We start from the raw sequence: 17,978 nt of genomic DNA on the forward strand, positions 1-17,978 counted from the left end.
CTGGTGGTAGCTGTTGGCGATTCCGGCGCGGTTGCCGAGTTGTTCTTCGATGGCGAGGGATTGCCGGTAACGGCGTTCGGCTTCGGCGGAGTCCCCCCGCAACTGGGCGAGGATACCCAGCTGGTGGTAGCTGTTGGCCATGCCGGCGCGGTTGCCGAGTTCCTCGTTGATGGTGAGGGCTTGCTGGTAGCGGTGTTCGGCTTCGGGATAGTCACCCCGGACCTCGGCGAGGATACCCAGATTGTGGTGTCCGGCGGCTATGCCGACGCGGTGACCGAGTTCCTCGCGAATGGTGAGAGCTTGCTGGTAGCGGCGTTCGGCTTCGGCGTAATCCCCCTGCAACTGGGCGAGCACACCCAGCCGCCCATAGCTGCTGGCCATGCCGACGCGGTCGCCGAGTTCCTCGCGAATGGTGAGGGCTTGTTGGTTGCGGTGTTCGGCTTCGGCGTAGTCCCCCCGCAACTGGGCGAGGACACCCAGATTGTGGTACCCGGTGGCCGTGTTGGCGCGGTGGCCGAGTTCCTCGTGGATGGTGAGGGCTTGCTGGTAGCGGTGTTCGGCTTCGGGGTAGTCCCCCCGATCCTGGGCAAGAATACCCAGTTGCCCGTAGCCGGCGGCCGTGCCTACTCGGTTTCCGAGTTCCTCGTCGATGGTGAGGGATTGCCGGTAGCGATGTTCGGCTTCGGGAAAGTCCCCCCGATTCTGAGCGAACACACCCAGTTGGTAGTACCAGCGTGCGCGGTCCGGAGAGTCCACCGGGAGTTCGGCGAGGCTGTGGTGGATGAGGTTGGTTGCGTGCTCCCAGGCGCCTATGGTTTGCAGACGGTCGCAGATCGCTTCGGTGATGTCGATCGCGGCGGGGATCTCGTCGCCTTGCAGGTGGTGGTAGCGGGCTTCGAGCCTGTCGTGCAGGTCGGCGTCGCGGTTCTGGGGCCAGATAGCGACTCGCCACCGCCAGTATTGTGCGGCCCGCTGGTGTGCGGTCGTGTGCTCGCTCCCACGGTGCCGGTGTTGGAGGAGGTTGTGCAGGGCGGTGGCGGTGGAGCGATGAACGAACACCAAGCCGCGATCGGTGTCGACGCTCATCAAACTGTGCGACCACAACTCCTGTACCAGGGCGGGCAAGTCGAGGTCGGTAGACACCGGTGGGCACGGATCAGCGTTGTACTCGGTGAGCGCCGGTGTGATCTCGGTAAGAATGTCCGATGGAAGCTGATCGAGACTGAATCCCTCACTGGTGGGGTCGATGTCGTGGCCGGCAAGGATCGCGGTGATGCTCTGTTCTGCCTGCTGCAGATCGGGTGTCCATTCTGCGTCGGGATCGTCGGTGCCGATTTGGTAGAGCAGACCGTGGTGGTCGACGGGTTCTCGGTAGACCGCAGTGCCGATCAGCAGTCTTTGTGCGGCATGGGTGAGTAGGTCGAGCGGTTCGGTGAGCAAAATGTCGTCGGCGACGAGAGCGACCGAGGTGGCCAATGCCGCATCGAGGGTGGGGTCGGTGGTGAGGGCTGGACGTGTGGTGGGTTCGGCGGCAAGCGCGGCTTCCAGGCGGGCGGTGATGTCGCGGTAGCGGGCGAGGCGTTGGTTGAGGAGGGCGTCGAGGTATTCCAGGCTGCGGGGGTGCCCACCTACCAGCCGCCAGACACGGTCGAGTTCGGTGTCGTCGAGACGATCCAATGTTGGCAGCGCCCAGATCAGTTTGAACGTCTCCGCCTGTGACATCGGCCCCACCGGATGAACCAGCAGCCGCCTCTGCGCACCCTGGGGGAGGGAGAACGGGTACCGGCAGGTCACCAGCAGCCTGCTCCGGCCTGGGTTGTCGACCCACGCTGCCAGCAGGTCGGCCAAGGTCGAGTCAGCGAGAGTGTGGGTGTCGGTGAGGTTGTCCTCGAAATTGTCCAGCACGACCAGCACGGAGAGTTGGTCGAATACACACTCGCGCAGCACTTGCAGTCGATCCGCCCACGGCTGATCCACTCGGGTGAGGTATTGCAGTGCTTGGGAGATCCGCCGATCCGGTGGGGTGTCGGTCTCCATGGCGTAGTAACGGCCGATGCGCCGGGCGATGGCCGAGAGGAGGGTGTCGGTGTCGAGTTCACCGGTGGCGACGACGATGAGCCGTGTCCAGTGCTGGCGGTGGACGAGTTGGGTAGCGAGGGTCGTTTTGCCGATGCCGCCGAGCCCAAATAACACGATCCCGGAGTGCTGATTACCAGCTAACTGTGTTGGCAGGCTGCGTAGCTCGTGGCGGCGGCCGACGAAATCGCCCGTCTCACGCTCCACGAGCCCCGACGCCGTCACTGGTGCTACAGAGGAATTCGAAGTGGAGGATTCGTCGTCACCGTTGCTGTCGGTGACGGCCAGGCTGTGCGGGTCATACACCGGGACTGCGGGGTTGGCGGCCAGGACGGTGACCACACTCCATTCGTCCAAGCTGGCGAGCGAGTTCTCGCGGGGGACAGTGGAGCCGGACCATTGCTGGTGGATGACGCGGCGGGCGTCGGCGACTGCGGCCACCACATCTGGAACCGGATGGTTGGCCAGATCCTGATAGACACGCGCGAACAAGGCGGTCGCGTAGCGGTCGGTGACCGAGGTCTCGGTGCCGATCACCACGCTCGCCCCTTGCGCCAACAATGCCGCGGCGAAAGATGGGGCGTCGGCCTCGGCGGCGACGTCGGTGTAGCAGGCAGCCAGACTGATCACCGGCGGCATGGATCCGGGCGGGATCGCCTCGGCCAACAACTGTTTCGCTGTCACGGGTCGGGCGGCACCGGTGTCGGTTTCCAGGATCAGATGCCCAGGACTACCGTGCCCGGACAGGTGCAGGACATGCGCAGGAGACTGCTCCAACTCGGCACGAATCGCGGCAGTGGTGGCGAATTCGACGATCCGCACCTGCGCGTCGCCCTGGCGAGCGCCTTTCACCGCCGCCAGTACATTGCGCAGCTCCCGCTCGTAATCCAGCACCGGGCCGCCGCCTTCGGTCGGTGCGGCGATCGCGACCAGAATCCGCAACGGCCCCGCTATCGGACGCACCGGCGCCGCGGCCGCTCGCCGGTAGAGGGTTATCAGCGGGTGCAACGCCAACGGCTTGGAGGTGACCGGGTCCGGGAGCGCTTCCCACGGCACACTTGCGAACGGGCCCGGTTCGACCCCGATCCGCACCGGCACATGCGCGGAAACCGCACGCGTGAGCAGCTCGGCGAGTGCTCGGGAGATCGGTTGCGGTAGAAACGATTCCGCTGCCAACATCCCCGCACGGCGCAACGACACCGTCCCAGCGTCGGCTTCCGGGGCCAGCTCTTCTACCTGGGTGCGCGCGACAGCGGTTTTGGCGCGTCGGGCGCGTTCGCGATGCACATCGGTCATCGCCCCGGCGAGCCCGGATCGGATGCCGGAATGCGCAGCGGTGACGTCGATCCCGGCACCGTGCAACCGCACCCCCGTGTCGGTGACCGTCAGGACGACATCCACCGCGGCGGTCAGCGGTGGCGGGCCGGTGACCTCGATCCCGGCGATCCCCTCCAACAGGGGCTGCAGATCCTCCACCCGCGCGATCAACACGCTGTCGCGCAACCAGCCATCGGCGGCGTTGTAGCGCTGCGACACCACCCCGATCACGAAATCATCGGACAAACGCCGGACCGGGCCCCCGCTCATCCCCTTCATCACCGCCGACGCCTTCAACCGGCCCAACGGGACCTGCTCGTCGCGTGTGGTGCCACCAGCCCACCGCCCAGAAGCGTCGAGGAATCGGTAGTTGTGGTGCGGGTCGGGAACTTCCGATACACCGGTGATCACCGTCTCGGTGTTCAACCCGATCAGATCGGTGGCCGCCCACCCCGCTACCGAATTCGCCAACGCGGTGAACGAGATGAGCACGGCCAGATCGTGTAGATCGTCCACCCTGGCCACGGTCGCCTCGAAGACCGGCAACCCACCGGCCAGGGCGTCCACCCGCACCACCGCGTCTCGGCACCCGGCGCCGACCTCGTCCAGCACATGGGCGGCGGTCACCAACACCCCTGGCATCACCTGGAAACAGGTCCCCGCTGGGGCATCGTCGGCGTAGAGGATCCGCCCCAGAAATCCCGGCACCCGCGGATCGGGTGCTTCCGAGGCGGCCTCGGGGCCGGTCACGGTTGTGCGGTGTCGTCGGTGTGAGCGTCGTAGATGAGCTTGACCTTTAGGGTGGCGTCGGCTGAGCCGCTGGCGACGATGACGTTGCCCTTCATCGAAAAGCCCAGTCCGAATTCGACTTCCACGCGATCCGGCCGGGTCTTGTCCCCGAGCTCCCTCACCGTGTTCGCGGTCGACGTCGCCGCGGCGCTGATCACATCGCGGGCGCGTTCGAGCGCATCGATCACGCGCCCGGACCCGGTGCCGGTGCTGGTGGGCTCGGCGCCGGGCACTTTCACCGTCTCCACGAGCACATCCACACCCCCGAACTGCATTTCGACCACCGGCCCACCGGCCACCACAACCACCCCTTAACCGAATTCGAAAGTGTTTGTCCCGCCGCCATCGGGAAGATCGCATCCGACCCGACGGACACCACACCGTACACACTTTCACCTGGGCGTGCAGGGGTATCGCCCACACCGGTCACGGGCTCGGAGGGATATTCACCGCCGTGCGTGATTCGCCCTGAAAAGCCCGGTGCCGCAGTATGTTCCGTCTCGGAAGAATACTCGACCGACCGGTTCGATCCTGCGTCGAATGTGCACCGAGAAAGGCGTGATTCTCACGCACATGCGATCGTCGGCATCACGGCATGGAAGCCGCAGCGTCGTTGCGCACCGGCAGCCCGCCCTGGACCACCACGAGCCGTTCGTGGTGGTCCGCTAGGGTCGCGGTCATCATCTACGCACCCACCCCAGCTGAGCTTCGAGCTCGATGGACCGGTTGCTGCCGGTGCCGGTCGAGAACCACTACGCAACATCCCTTCGGTGATACCGCGATCCGCGACTGGGGGTTCGGGATGTATCGCCGCGACGACGTCGACTCCTAAGCGGAGACGGTCGCCGCGATCCGGCGCGTGGACCTGCCATCCCACACGCCCGCGCCAAGAGCGTCGTCGTATTCCGCCCGCAACCGGGCGACCACCTCCGCGACAGACGTCACTTCCTTCACGGCGCCCACACCCTGGCCCGAGCCCCAGATGTCGCGCCAGGCTTTGGCTTCGGTGCTTCCACCGGTGCCGAAATTCATTGCCGAGGGATCGGATTCGGGGAGGTTGTCGGGGTCGAGTCCGGCCGCGACGATGCTGCCGCGCAGGTAGTTGCCGTGGACGCCGGTGAAGAGGTTGGAGTAGACGATGTCGGTGGCGGTGCTGTCGACGAGCATCTGCTTGTAGCCGTCGACGGCGTTGGCCTCGTGGGTGGCCATGAACGCCGAGCCGATGTAGGCGAGGTCTGCGCCCGCGGCTTGTGCGGCGAGGATCGAAGCCCCGTGGGCGAGCGCGCCCGACAGCAGGAGGGGCCCGTCGAACCACTCGCGGATCTCGCGCAGGAGCGGGAAAGGTGAGGTCGTACCGGCGTGGCCGCCTGCTCCGGCGGCGACGGCGATGAGACCGTCCGCGCCTTTCTCGATGGCCTTGTGCGCGAAGGCATTGTTGATGACGTCGTGCAGGACGATCCCACCGTAGGAATGGATCGCCTCGTTGACGTCTTCGCGTGCGCCGAGCGAGGTGATCACGATCGGGACCTCGAAGTCGACGCAGGCCTGCAGGTCCTCTTCGAGCCGATCGTTCGACCTGTGGACGATTTGGTTCACGGCGTACGGCGCCGCCGGAGCGTCCGGGTTGGCGGCGGTGTGCGCGGCGAGTTCCTCGCCGAGTTGAGCGAGCCAGTCACGCAGCATCGGCTGCGGTCGGGCGTTGAGCGCGGGGAACGACCCGATGACGCCGGACTTGCACTGTGCCGCAACGAGTTCGGGACCGGACACGATGAACAGCGGAGAGGCTACGACGGGCAGCGCCAGGGGGACTCGGAGTTGCGGGGGCAGGGTCACGTGGATTTCCTTTGTTCGGGCTAGTGAGTTGTTGCTTGTGAGTCGCCGTTGGACAGCCAGGGCAGCCAGCCAGGCAGGTCGACCGGGACGCGGCCGGGGAAGTTCGGGTCGCGGCGTTCGAAGAACGACGCCACACCCTCGAGCGCGTCGGGATTGGTCGCTATGGACGCGATGAGCCGTGAGTCGATCCGCTGGACCTCCCGGGGCGAGCCGAGAGTGCTCGCATGGAACAGCAGCCGCCGGATCACCGCTGCGGACACCGGTGCGGTCTTGTCGGCGAGTTGCCTGCCGAGGTCCAGTGCGGCCTCGACAGGGTCCTCGGCAATCCGCGTCGCAAGGCCCGCGCTGTGTGCCTCGTCCGCGCCGATCAGATGTCCGCTCACCATCCAGTCCAGCGCCCGGCCGAGCCCCACCAGCCTGGGCAGGAACCACGCCGAGGCGCCCTCGGGATAGATGCCTCGACGACCGAATACATAGCCGAAACGCGCATCCGGCGAGACGATGCGGAAGTCGCAGGCGAGCACGATCGTGGCTCCGGCACCGACGGCGGCGCCGCGAATGGCCGCGATCACCGGCTTGTTCATCTCGAACACCTTCAGCGTCACAAGGCCGGCCGGTTCGTTCCAGTCGTCGGGATATTGCTCGTCCCCGAAGCGCCCGCCGGACAGATCGGCGCCGACGCAGAAGTTCGGTCCGTGGCCGGTGAACACCACGGCCCGGACGGCCGGGTCGCGCTCGGCCTGGTCGAACGCCTCGACGAGCGCGGTGCCCATCTCGACGCCGTAAGCGTTGCCCTTGTCCGCGCGATTCATCGCGACGATCGCGATCCGATCCTCGACCCGGTAGTCGACCAACAGCCGATCGCTCATGGATGCGTTCTTCCTGTCCTTCTCTGATGTCGCGCGCGGACTCGCGCGGCATTCGTGCTCGGTCGGGATGCGACCCGGCGGTGCGTCGATGCTCGTGGCCGTGCATGCGGCAGCCGCGGCGTCCTCGACGATCCTGCCTGCGAGGAAAGGCGCAATAGTTATCCGAGCGCGACAGAAGCTGTTCCGAAAGCGACAATGTTGTCGTGAGTCATCTCCGGTCCGCGACACTTCGTGGTTTCCGCAGCGTCGTCGCCGAACTCGGCGGCGACGCAGACGCATTGGCCCGATCGGTCGGGTTGTCGCCCGACGTCCTGGACACCGACGACGACTTGGTGCCCAGAGGAAGGGCCGCGGCATTGCTCGAGGTGGCCGCAGAGCAACTCGACTGCCCCAACCTCGGCCTGCGCGTCGCCGGCCGCCAGTCCGTCTCCATGCTGGGCCCCCTCGCTGTGGCGATGACGAACTCACCGACCATCGGCAACGCCCTCGAATGTCTCTCCCGATACCTGTCGGTGTACGGCCGTTTCCTCACACTCGAGTTCGGCGAGGATCCGGAGAACCGGCCGGGCGTGGTCGGCCTCTACTACGGCCCCGCCACCGCATCGGGCTCGACGCAGGCGGTGGACCTGGGTATCGGCTTCATCCATCGCGCGATCACCTACCTCAACGGCGGGCCGTACGGCCTGCGCGGCATCCATCTCCCCTACAGGTCACCGGTCTCGCGCGAGGACTACGACGCGTTCTTCGGGACGAAGGTCCACACGGGACGGCCGCACCCGGCCGCGGTACTCCGGCTTCCCGCGCAGTTGCCCGCACAGGAGCTGTCCGGGGTCAACGACACGCTTCGCCAGCTCGCGGTCGCGTTCCTCGACGAGCAGACCCCGGAGACCGACAAGGACGTCGTCGCACGCACGCGCACCGCGATCCGCGAGTCGCTGGGCACCGGCACGATCGAGCTCGCCGGCATCGCGCGCTTGCTGTACATGCATCCCCGCACCCTCCAGCGCAGGCTGGAGGACGCCGATGTCGCTTTCGGGCGACTGCTCGACGACACCCGCCGCGACGTCGCTCTGCGACTCCTGGTGGGAACCGACCTTCCGCTCGGTCACATCGCGGGCATGGTCGGCTTCCAGGAGCGACCGTCGTTCTCGCGAGCCGCGCGACGGTGGTGGGGGCTGCCGCCGGGCGAGGTGCGGCGAACCCGGGGCCTTCCGGCCAACCGCTAGGAAGCTGGGCTTCGCCTCTCACGGTGTTCCGATGGCCGGACCGCCGCCTTGTGGAAGTCCCGCTGGAAGCGGGGTAATGGTTCCGTCGGCCGAAAGCAGGAGAGCGAGGTCCATCATGAGCAAGAAGTTGCGTGCGACGGCGGCAGCCTTCGCCATCGCCCCGGCGATCGCCCTCGGCGCGGGGATCGCTACCGCGGAGCCGACGCCGACGCCGACGGCGGAGCAACGGCACGAAGTCGTGAACAACTTCTTCGCACCGGTGTGCTTGCCTGTGCTTCTGCCCAGCATCAACGTCGCAGGGTTCTTGATCTGTCTCGCATGACGCCGGGCTGCGTCCAGGCGAGGCAGTGCCTAGTACTCAGCGCAGGCGGTGCATGATCCGGTCGGCCGTGTGCAAGACGAGATCCATGAGCCACGGAGCCGGTTGTGCTGCCAGGGTCAGGACGGCGACAGCCGCCGGACGATGCGCCCCGTCGCTCGGTAATGGCGCTGCCACGCAACTCATTTCGGGAGCACCCTCGTGCTGGACCGAGATGGCAACGCCTCGGTCGCGCAGGGGCATGAGCAGCCGATACGACCGCGTTACGGGGGTGACGGGCTTGCGGTCGGCGACCATCAGGACGTGCCAAGCCGCCGCGAGCGGAATGAAGCTCGCCGTGAGGTCCGGCGGCAGTATCCAACAGTGGGCCCCGCGGGCGGCGGCGGTCACCAATCGGCCCTTGCCTCCGTGTAACGCGTAGACGGCGGCCGCGTCCGCCGGTCCGACCAGTGCGCGCACGGGATCGGCTGCGGCTTGCAGCAGCAGCGGATCGGGTTGCCAGCAGCGCCCGAGCCGCGCGGCGAGCGGCCCGATGTAGTACCGCTGGTCGACCTGCTGAACGGCGCCGACCGAGACGAGTTGCTCGGCGATGCGATGGGTCGTGGTCTTGGCCAGCCCGGCGTTGCGAGCGAGCTCGCTCAGCCCGAGCCCGTCGTCGACCCGGCTCAAGACGTCGAGCACCATGAATGCTCGATCGAGCACACCGTGCTTGTCGTCACCGTCGGCGACGAGTGATTGCACACCCGGCATGGGGATAGTGTGCACGCACCTACCGCGGCTACTCGTGAGTAGCGGGCTACCCGAAATCGCGCGATGCGCCGAGCGGGGCCCGAGCGCTAACCCGTTGTGGAATTGCGACGGAATCCATCCCGCGCGGCTCAGGGGGTGCGGTAGGTGCGGGCCACGAGCGCCGAACGCAGATACCAGAGCCCGGAGGGCTGAGACGGATCGAAACCGGTGAGCTGGCCGATCCGTTTGAGCCGGTAGTCGACGGTGTTCGTGTGCACGTGCAGCACTCGGGCGGTGCGTTGGCGGTTGAGGTTGTTGGCGATGTGCCGCTGCAGCGTCTCCAGCAGTTCCGGGTACTCGTCGAGCGGGTCGAGCAGCGAGCCGAGGTATTCGCGGCCAGGGCCGGGGCGGGTCAGCTGGTATTCGAGCGCCAGCTCGTCGAAGCGGTAGAGACCGGCCACCGCCTGCAGGCGCTGCACCATGTCGAGCAGTTCGTGCGCCTGGTCGGCGGCGTTGGGTATCTGTTCCGGGGGCGCCTCGACCATGGTGGCGGTGATTCCCACTTGGGCGGCCCTGGACAGTTCGGTGATCAGCGCCTCCAACTGCGCCTTGTCGAACGTGACGGACGGGATGAGGATGGTGCCGCCGTCCACGCTGAGCAACGACAGCGCGCTGCTGCCGCACCGGGTGGCCAGTTCGGCCTGCAGGCGGCGCAGCTTGCGCCTTGCCACCACCTGCCCGTCCACGGCCGGATTGCGTTCGTCGCGATGCTGCGGGAGCGCGACCGCGATCACCGCGTACGAGGCGGCGATGGCGATGCCGCACTCGCGCGCCATGGTGGAGGTGCTGTGTCCGCCGAGCAGCGCGGAGGTGAGCGTGTGCACGGCGGTGTGGTGCTCGCTGACCACGGCGCGCAGCTCGCGGACGTAGGCCACCGAGATCGCCGAGGTGATCTGGTCGAGCATTTCCACGACCATCTTCGCGCCGTCGACGAGGTTGCCGTAGTCCTTGGTCGTGGCGTTGGAGACCACCAGATCCAGGCCGATCTTGAAGCCCTCGTGAATCGAGTGATGGATGGTGTCGATCGGCACGCCCTCGCGCGCCCAGCCCGCCGCGGCATCCTGCAGCCGTTGCAATTTGGCGGGAATGTCCCGTCCGTCGAGCATGCTGACGGCGAACTCGAGGCAGACCCGGGTGATGGTGGTGACGTCGCCGCTGATGGCGTCGCCGGGGAGGGTGCCGCAGGGGATCACGTTCTCGACGAAGTGCCCGACCATCTGGCGCGACAAGCTCCGGACGTCCTGCAACGGCGAAGACATCGGTCGGCCGGACAGAGTCAAACTCGGTCTGGCCCCACTGTCGACGGTCATTGGCGACTCCTTCCGCCCCCAGGGAATTGCTGTGTGGCGCATTCACACTAACCGCATGATCGGTGGCGTGGAACGATTCGTCAGGTTATGTGAGATCACGACGTCGCGGAAATCCGAGCCTTGTGAGCGCTCACAGAGCGCAGGGAGTTGACGTTCGGGATCGAGACTTTGTCCGGTCGCTCTGTCTTCGAATTCGGAAACCGGCCGGGGCGCTCGCATTCGGGGAATTAGTGGAATATGTGCGATTCAAATGCGCCGAAATCGTCTGGGACGCTGAGGGCGTCAACTCCTCCCGGTGAGGGGGATGGGCGCTGTGTTCGATCCGCCCGTCCGGCCGCGACTGCGAGGTCGAGACAAGCTGGCGGTCGGGCGGTTACGCCCGCTGCGGGAACGTGGCGTTCAGGCGCGGCAGGAGGGCGTTGCGAGCACGCCGGGTGGTTCGTGCCGCGCGATGATCCGGATGTGCCAGGGGCCGTGACGCCGGAATTACTCGACGGTCGCTCGCCCTCGGTCGTCCGCACAATGGGCAGGCTTGTGTGCACTCTCGCGTCGCCGCCGACGAGGATGGTCCGCGGGGGAGTGGCGGCACGAGCGATTCCGGCGCAGCGCGCACAACTGCACACCATGCCGAGCGAGCGCTTGGCCGGGCGGCGGATCGGATCCGTCGCGCCGACCATCCCAGGGCGACAAGGTCGTTCGCGAGTGCGGAGCGCTGATGGTTTGCCTCATCGGATCGAGTGGCGCTCCGGCGGGCTGGCGGTAGTATCACCCGGGCCGGACCGGCCACCCAGGAACCTGGGGCTTGCCCGGCACGTGTCGTGCCACGGAAGGTTGCAGTACCCCGTCTGCCGGGCGCGCCACGGCAGGGAACGCAGCGATGACGAACCGATAGGGGCAGGCGATGAGACCGGCTCTGAGATGTCTTGTCTGGGAACTGGACAACACCTTGTGGGACGGTGTCGCGTGCGACGCGACGAGCGGCGCACCGAGACCCGCGTCCCTGCGTACCTTGCGAGCGCTGACCGATCGCGGCATATGGCACGCCGTGGCGAGCCGCAGCGACCGCAACCTCACGCTGGACCTGTTGTACCGGCACGGCGTCTACGAGATGTTCTCGGCGCTCGAGATCGGCTGGGGCCGTAAGTCGGCCAGCATCGTGCGGATCGCCCGAACCCTGGGCCTGAGCCTGGACACCATCGCGTTCGTCGACGACGAACCCGTGGAGCGGGCCGAAGTGTCCCGCGCGCTACCGCAGGTGCGCTGCTACGCCGCCCGCAACATCGACGTCCTGACCGCGCTGCCCGACTTCAAGCCCGTGCTCGGCACCGGACCGACGCCCACGCCGCCGTTGGGCTTCGACCGCGTGCCGGTCTTCTAGCTCGCCGCGATCCGTCCGGCCTCGCGAGACCGGACGGATCGGCGGCTCGAGATCAGGACGCCCGCAAGAACTTGGCGGCCTGTTCGCCGATGAAAACGCTCGGCGCGTGCGTGTGCCCGCGAATGAGCAACGGCATCACCGAAGCGTCGGCGACCCGAAGTCCTTGCACGCCACGGACCTCCAGTCGCGGCGTGACCACGCTGGCCGGGTCTGATCCCATCCGGCAGGTGCCGATCGGGTGATACAGGGTGTGCGAGTAGCCGTTGATCGCCAGTTCGAGGGTGGCTTCGAGCTCGTCGGGCGCCTTCGGCGGGTAGATGAGACTGCCGAGCACCGCCTTCATCGCGGGTGCGTCGGCGATCTTCGCGCAGGTGCGCAGGCCGGCGAGCAGGGCGGCGCGGTCGGCGCCCGCGGCATCGGACAGATAGCGTGGATCGATGACCGGCTTGGCCGTGGGATCGGCCGACCCGAGCGTGATCCGCCCGCGGCTGTGCGGGCGCAACAGCACCGTTGCCAGGATGATGCCGTGCTCGGTCGGATCGACGAGGGCCTCGTAGTAGAACGGGGCGGGCGCGTAGACCAGCTCCAGGTCCGGCAGCTCCAGCTCGGGCTTGGACCGGACGAAGCCGTAGGCCTCTCCGACATTCGAGGTGAGCATGCCGCGGTGCCGAAGGAAATAGTCGATCAGCTGCCGCGGTTTCTTGTCGGCGCCGAACAGCGAGTCCTTGGCCACCCCGTAGCCGATGCCCGCGACCAAGTGATCCTGCAGGTTGGATCCGACCTCCGGCGCGTGCTCCACCACCTCGATGCCGTGGCGGGCCAGTTCGTCGGCATCGCCGATGCCGGAGAGCATGAGCAGCTGCGGGCTGTTGATCGCGCCGCCACACAACACCACCTCGCGGCGGGCGGTGACGGTGTGGGTCGCGCCGTTGTGCCGGTACTCGACGCCGACGGCGCGTTTGCCCTCGAAAAGCACCCGGGTGGCGAGGGCTTCGCTGTGCACGGTGAGGTTGCCGCGCCGCAGCGCCGGGCGTAGGTACCCGTCGGCGGTGCTCCACCGCCTGCCCCCGTGCTGGGTCACCATGGTCTGCGTGAATCCGTCGGGCTGCGGCCGGTTCGGCGGCTCCACCGTGAACCCCAACTCCTGTGCCGCGGTCAGGAACGCCGCGGTGGAGGAACGCGGGCTGCGCTGGCGCGAGATGTACAGCGGTCCGTCGGTACCTTCGTCGGGGTACTGCGCGTCCTCGACGTTCTCGATCCGGCGGAACTGCTCGACGGCCGCGGCGAACCCCCAGTCTTCACCGGCCAGCAGCGCCCATTCGTCGTAGTCGGCGCGGAAGCCGCGCACCCACATCATGGCGTTCATCGAGGACGACCCGCCGTACGTCCGCCCGCGCGGCCAGTACACCTGCCGGTTGTCGAGCGTCGGCTGCGGCTCGGTCAGATAGTCCCAATCCCGTTCGGAGCGAAACAGTTTGGCGAAGGCCGCCGGGATGTGGGCGTACTTGTCCTTGTCCGGCGGGCCTGCCTCGAGCACCACCACCTGGGTTCCGGAATCCTCGCTCAGCCGGTTGGCGATCACCGCACCCGCCGAACCCGATCCGACGATCACGTAATCGGCCGAGAGCTGCTCTGTTGCCACTGTCCACTCCGATCTGCACCCGCTTACGGCAAAGATACGGCCAACGAGCCCGGCCCGGCCCGGTTTCGCGCACACGCCGCCGGGGCCGCACGGACTCTTGGTCTCACCGCGCCGCGCGCGCCGCCAACGCGGCCGCGAGCAGCACCGCCACCCCCTCCGCCATGCCGGTCACGCCGAGCGCCCGCGCCGCGGACAGCGTGGACGCGCCCGCGAGGCTCGGGAACACGGTTCCGAAGGAGGCGATACCCACGACAATACCCAGCTGGACGTGCGTGACGAGAATGCCGCTTGCGTCGGCGGCCACCGCGCTGGGAACGCTCGCCAGCGTGCGAGTCATCAGCGGTGTGAAGGCGAGGCCGAACCCAAGCCCCATCAGTCCGAAGACAACCAGGGCGAACGGGCCCGGCCCCGCACCGTCGCGCAGCATCGCGGCGAGCGCCGACATGGTCACGGCGCCGAGGACGAGTCCGAGCGGAATCATCGCGCGGTGAAAGTGGTCCGGGACGCGTTGCCAGTTGAGGCTCGCGACGGCGAACGCCGCGCCCATCGGCACGAACACCAGTCCCGCGTGCAGCGCGGAGTGGCCGAGCGTGTTCTGCAGGTGGATGGCCATGACGAGCATCCAGCCACCGAATGTCGCCATCACCACCAACAGCGTTGCTGCGGTGAGCAACAGCCCCGGTGCGCGCAGCGCCTCCCGCGCGAACAGCGGCGCGCCGCCGCGACGGGCCACGCTGCGTTCGATGAGTGTGAACGCAGCGGCGCCGAACGCGCTCACGGCCAAGGCGATCCACGTCCACGCGGGCCAGTCCTGTTCGGCGCCGAGCACCAACGGGACGACCAGCAGCAGGACCAACACGGTGAGCACGGTGAGTCCGGCGAGATCGAGTCTCCGGTCGAAACGCGGCCCGTCGGCGGGCAGCACACGCGGCGCGAGTACCAGCAGCACGGCGCCGATGGGCACGTTCACCAGGAAGACGGCCCGCCAGCCGCTGCCGAAGAGATCGGCGTCCACGATCAGTCCGCCCAGCACCTGACCGACGACCATGCCGCCCGAAATGATGGCCGAGTACACGCTCAGCGCCCTGGCCCTGGCCTGTCCATTGAAGTCCCGCTGGATGAGGGTCATCACCTGCGGAATCATCGCTGCCGCGCCCACGCCTTGGACGAAGCGGAACACAATGAGCGACACCGCGTTCCAGGCCAACCCGCAGGCGAGCGAGGCGACGGTGAACAGCGCAAGACCCGCGATGAAGGCTCGCCGCTGGGTGAAACGGTCGCCGAGGCGGGCTCCGGTGACCAGCAGCACCGCGTAGGCGATCACATAGCCGGCGACGATCAGCTGGAGCGCGGACCCGCTGGTGCTCAGCCCCGACCGGATCGACGGGATGGCGACATTGACGATGGAAGTGTCGAGCACGGCCATGAACTGACCGGTGAGGATGATGGCGAGGATGGCCGCGGCGCGCCATGCACCGCGCGCCGCGGCGGCCGTGTCGGGAAGGTCTGGGTCATGGGATCGAGCTTGCGCGCTCGCCGGCACCGGTAACAGGAGCCCGATAAAACTAGTACTGGCACCACCTGGATAAGCCGGATGCGATCGGCGACGATCACTGTATGACCGATGCGGTGGATGCACACGCCCTGCGCAAGGCCCGGCGAAACGAGCTGGGGGCCTTCCTCAAATCGCGGCGGGCCCGCATCTCGCCGGAGGATGTCGGCCTGCCGCCCGGCCCGCGTCGGCGCACCCCCGGGCTGCGCCGCGAATAGGTGGCGCAACTGTCCGGTGTCGGCGTCACCTGGTACACCTGGTTGGAGCAAGCGTCAGGTGGATCTGTGTAGCGCGCGTCCGATTCGGGGTAGTTGGCCGTGGCGGCTGAGAGTGGGGAGTGGGGAGTTTCTGCGGGTCGACGGACATCAGCCGTTCTGTTGTCGCATGAAGTGCGCCCTGCTGGCCACCGGCAGTAGAGGCTAGGAGGTGGGGCTGTGAAATCGTCAACGGCAGCCGAATGGACCTGCTCCCCAAGGCTTTTGGCATGATTCTATGTCGCTATGTGCATCTGACAATGTCAGGAGCCGAAACTAACCGCCGACGGCGAACTGCTCACCGCCCACTCGTCCTGAAGAGCTACCACGGAGAGCCCGACAAGACCGCTGAAGCCGTCGACGCCGCGGGCTGGCTGAGCACCGGCGACATCGCCGAGGTCCTCAATCGCCGCGATCTCGTCCAGCTGGGCGGAAGTAGCACCGAAGCGTTCCACGAACCGGCTCTGGAATGCTGGCGTAGCGGTCGTCGCCGTCGAGGCCTCGGCAGCGAAGGACTCCCAAAACGCCATCAAAGCAGCGACCTTGTTAATCGGTGCCGTCGCGGTCATCGGTGACGGCAGTCTCCGCAACAACGCGCTCATCGTGCTCGACGCCGCCCCAATCTACGCAGACCGCAACGGACTTCCCGACGCGTCCGCACCATCTTTGTCCGGCACCGTGCAGGTCGTTCAGGAGATCCAAGCTGCAGTGGCAGCTGGAAACGAAACCGCCGGTGGTGGTGGGGCATTCGTTCGGGGGCGTCACCGCCGGGACTGTGCGCGGTACGGCTGGATTGATCTTCCTCAACAGCTGGATTCTCGACGTCGGTGAATCTCCCGCCGCGCTGCTCGCGCAGACCCCTGGCGAGCCCGGCGAGGGGCTGCTCGCGTTGCCGGACGCGGACGGGCGGCTTCAGCTAGACCCGGACGACGCCCGCGCGAAGCCCCACGGCGACGTCGAGGAATCGGTGGCCACGCGTGCGGTGGAGTTGCTGCGTCCGGAACCTCCGTCGATCTTCGCCGCCACGCCCGCTCGCGTGAGCTGGCGGGACACGCCGTCGATCTACCTGCGCGGGCAGCAGGACCGGACCATCGCGACGCCACTGCCGGACCGCTTCGCCGCGCGCTGCTCTCGTACGGAGACCTGGGAGACCAGCCACTCTCCCTACCTCAGCCGCCCAGCCGCCGTGGCTGATCTCATCCAGCGACAGCGAGCGTGCGCGGCCAGCTGAGCGCCGGTCACTGGTCCGGCAACGCCGGACGGTATCGGGCCCGGGGTGCGGCGGTGCGGCGGATCGAACCGGCCGACGCGGGGCAAGCGAAGGTCAACTGGCCCTGCCGATCCGAGGCCGGCGGAACGCACCATATTGCCGCGACCCGCGCGTTCCCTCAGGCGCAAACGTTGGCCAGCAGTTGATCTCGCGAACGCGCGCACATGCCGAGAAGCGGATGTTCCTCGATGGTCGCCTGCGCCGACGGCTCATACGCAGCTACACATCGCCCTGGGCGTCGGCATGCAGGAGCTTGGCGGCGTACGCGGTAGTGATGTCGTCGTCCTCGGCCAGGCCGAGAACTCGCGCTGCGGCGGCGAAGTCCCAGTCGGTCAGGCGCTTCTGCACCTCGACGCGGCCGAACATGTTGTGGCGCTCGAAATCGACGAGCACGCCCCCGCTGTAGGTCTGTGCGCGCGAGGAATAGTCGTTGTTCCAGAACAGAAAGGTCCCGGGGCATCGGATGGCTTCCACGGCAAGCACCTCGCCTGGGGTCACTCCGTCGCGACAGGCGATGTCGCGGGCGCCGATCATCGAGTAATCCGCCCCTTCGGCAACGAGCGAGCCGGTCACGGTCAGGCGGCCGAGCACGAACACCATGGCCTGGTCCTCCAGGATCAGGTCCCCGTCGATGTGCACGTCGCCGGCGATGACGGGGGTGCCCGATGCGGGCACCACTACACGACCGGCGAGCTGAAGCGCCTTGGTGGACATCGGCTCATAGGCGTCGACGAGCACGGACAGCGCCGCCCACCGATACTGGTCGGGGCCGTCGAGCCAGGCCCACAGCGACTCGCCGTCGAGGCTGTCGGGTGCGTTGGCCATCCGCCGGTCGAGGTCGTTGAAGGAGAAGCCGACCTCGGCCGCGTCCGTGACAAGTAGCGGACTGCTGGCGAGGGTACCTCTCACCCGCCGATACGCTTCGGTCACCAACGTCCGGTCCAGCGCGAAGTTCGCCTCCGGCCATCGACTCATTCCGGCCTCCCAAAGTTGACCAACGGCGTGGCGGCAGCGTACCTGTCGTCAGCAAACGAACGACAACCTTCGATTACCCGTGATCGGCAGGAGACGTTTCCGTGAGGAGCTGTTGACCGCCCAACGCGCGGAATTGCCGCATACCGCGCTGATCGAACCGGCCGGCGCGGGGCAGGCGACCTTCAGGCTGTATCGATCCGAGGCCGGCCGAACACACCGCTGCATGACGATGACCGTGCAGCGGCCCTTGCTCGGAGACCGACTTGGCTAGTCTGCGGCTTTTCGGTGCTCGATTGTGTAATGAGCCATCACCCAGGCATTTCGAGGTCGTTGGCAGTCATCTCGTCGAGAGAACCACGTCCAGGATCCCGGTCGCCGA

At 67.3% G+C, this 17,978-nt stretch carries 14 protein-coding genes and 1 pseudogene; 5 read left to right on the forward strand and 10 right to left on the reverse strand.

The window, feature by feature from the left end; translation table 11 throughout:
• The 4 genes from NL1_RS03415 to NL1_RS03430 form a co-directional block, all read right to left on the reverse strand.
• Positions 1–4,143: tetratricopeptide repeat protein (locus tag NL1_RS03415; RefSeq protein ID WP_067834195.1), on the reverse strand; the 4,143-nt coding region annotated here is incomplete at its 3' end.
• The gene (locus tag NL1_RS03420) at positions 4,140–4,490 is read right to left on the reverse strand and encodes a CU044_2847 family protein (RefSeq protein ID WP_156094638.1); all 351 of its coding nucleotides are present in this window, start codon (positions 4,488–4,490) and stop codon (positions 4,140–4,142) included. The genes NL1_RS03415 and NL1_RS03420, both read right to left, overlap by 4 nt.
• Before the next feature lie 520 nt (positions 4,491–5,010).
• Complete coding sequence (locus tag NL1_RS03425; RefSeq protein WP_067834200.1) at positions 5,011–6,015, reverse strand: NAD(P)H-dependent flavin oxidoreductase; 1,005 nt, start codon at positions 6,013–6,015, stop codon at positions 5,011–5,013.
• A 20-nt stretch (positions 6,016–6,035) separates the two neighbouring features.
• Positions 6,036–6,884 carry an enoyl-CoA hydratase-related protein gene (locus NL1_RS03430; protein ID WP_067834201.1) on the reverse strand — a complete coding sequence of 283 codons (849 nt, stop codon included), beginning with the start codon at positions 6,882–6,884 and terminating at the stop codon, positions 6,036–6,038.
• A 203-nt stretch (positions 6,885–7,087) separates the two neighbouring features.
• On the opposite strand from NL1_RS03430, the gene NL1_RS03435 reads away from it, so the two are divergent.
• Both NL1_RS03435 and NL1_RS03440 read left to right on the forward strand, forming a co-directional pair.
• The gene (locus NL1_RS03435; protein WP_067834203.1) at positions 7,088–8,110 is read left to right on the forward strand and encodes an AraC family transcriptional regulator; all 1,023 of its coding nucleotides are present in this window, start codon (positions 7,088–7,090) and stop codon (positions 8,108–8,110) included.
• Positions 8,111–8,225: 115 nt separating this feature from the next.
• Entirely contained in the window at positions 8,226–8,432 is a 207-nt protein-coding gene (locus NL1_RS03440) for a hypothetical protein (RefSeq protein WP_067834204.1), read from the forward strand.
• Positions 8,433–8,468: 36 nt separating this feature from the next.
• Here NL1_RS03440 and NL1_RS03445 read toward each other — a convergent pair whose 3' ends face one another.
• Positions 8,469–9,179 carry a helix-turn-helix domain-containing protein gene (locus NL1_RS03445; protein WP_067834209.1) on the reverse strand — a complete coding sequence of 237 codons (711 nt, stop codon included), beginning with the start codon at positions 9,177–9,179 and terminating at the stop codon, positions 8,469–8,471.
• 128 nt (positions 9,180–9,307) lie between these two features.
• Positions 9,308–10,528: a PucR family transcriptional regulator gene (locus NL1_RS03450; RefSeq protein WP_067834211.1), complete on the reverse strand. Its 1,221-nt coding sequence runs from the start codon at positions 10,526–10,528 to the stop codon at positions 9,308–9,310.
• A 901-nt stretch (positions 10,529–11,429) separates the two neighbouring features.
• Here NL1_RS03450 and NL1_RS03455 point away from each other — a divergent pair.
• Entirely contained in the window at positions 11,430–11,906 is a 477-nt protein-coding gene (locus NL1_RS03455) for an HAD-IIIC family phosphatase (protein ID WP_067834215.1), read from the forward strand.
• 52 nt (positions 11,907–11,958) lie between these two features.
• Here NL1_RS03455 and NL1_RS03460 read toward each other — a convergent pair whose 3' ends face one another.
• A complete protein-coding gene (locus tag NL1_RS03460) occupies positions 11,959–13,548 on the reverse strand; it encodes a GMC family oxidoreductase (protein ID WP_067834217.1) in 1,590 nt (529 codons plus the stop codon).
• A 103-nt stretch (positions 13,549–13,651) separates the two neighbouring features.
• Positions 13,652–15,091 (reverse strand): MFS transporter, encoded by a 1,440-nt coding sequence (locus tag NL1_RS03465; RefSeq protein WP_245673071.1) that lies wholly within the window; start codon positions 15,089–15,091, stop codon positions 13,652–13,654.
• A gap of 74 nt (positions 15,092–15,165) precedes the next feature.
• Between NL1_RS03465 and NL1_RS37205 the strand changes: the two are divergent.
• Positions 15,166–15,315: pseudogene (locus tag NL1_RS37205) on the forward strand (transcriptional regulator); the annotation flags it as partial.
• A 302-nt stretch (positions 15,316–15,617) separates the two neighbouring features.
• Here NL1_RS37205 and NL1_RS38065 read toward each other — a convergent pair.
• Positions 15,618–15,923, reverse strand: a complete 306-nt coding sequence (locus tag NL1_RS38065) for a hypothetical protein (protein ID WP_067834219.1) — start codon at positions 15,921–15,923, stop codon at positions 15,618–15,620.
• A 2-nt stretch (positions 15,924–15,925) separates the two neighbouring features.
• Between NL1_RS38065 and NL1_RS03475 the strand changes: the two genes are divergently transcribed.
• Positions 15,926–16,585 carry an alpha/beta hydrolase gene (locus NL1_RS03475; RefSeq protein WP_281180772.1) on the forward strand — a complete coding sequence of 220 codons (660 nt, stop codon included), beginning with the start codon at positions 15,926–15,928 and terminating at the stop codon, positions 16,583–16,585.
• Positions 16,586–16,843: 258 nt separating this feature from the next.
• Here the strand turns inward: NL1_RS03475 and NL1_RS03480 are convergent, their stop codons facing one another.
• Positions 16,844–17,599 (reverse strand): hypothetical protein, encoded by a 756-nt coding sequence (locus NL1_RS03480; protein WP_067834225.1) that lies wholly within the window; start codon positions 17,597–17,599, stop codon positions 16,844–16,846.
• Positions 17,600–17,978 lie beyond the last annotated feature (379 nt).

Source organism: Nocardia lijiangensis NBRC 108240 (genome assembly GCF_001613045.1).
Lineage (GTDB): Bacteria > Actinomycetota > Actinomycetes > Mycobacteriales > Mycobacteriaceae > Nocardia > Nocardia lijiangensis.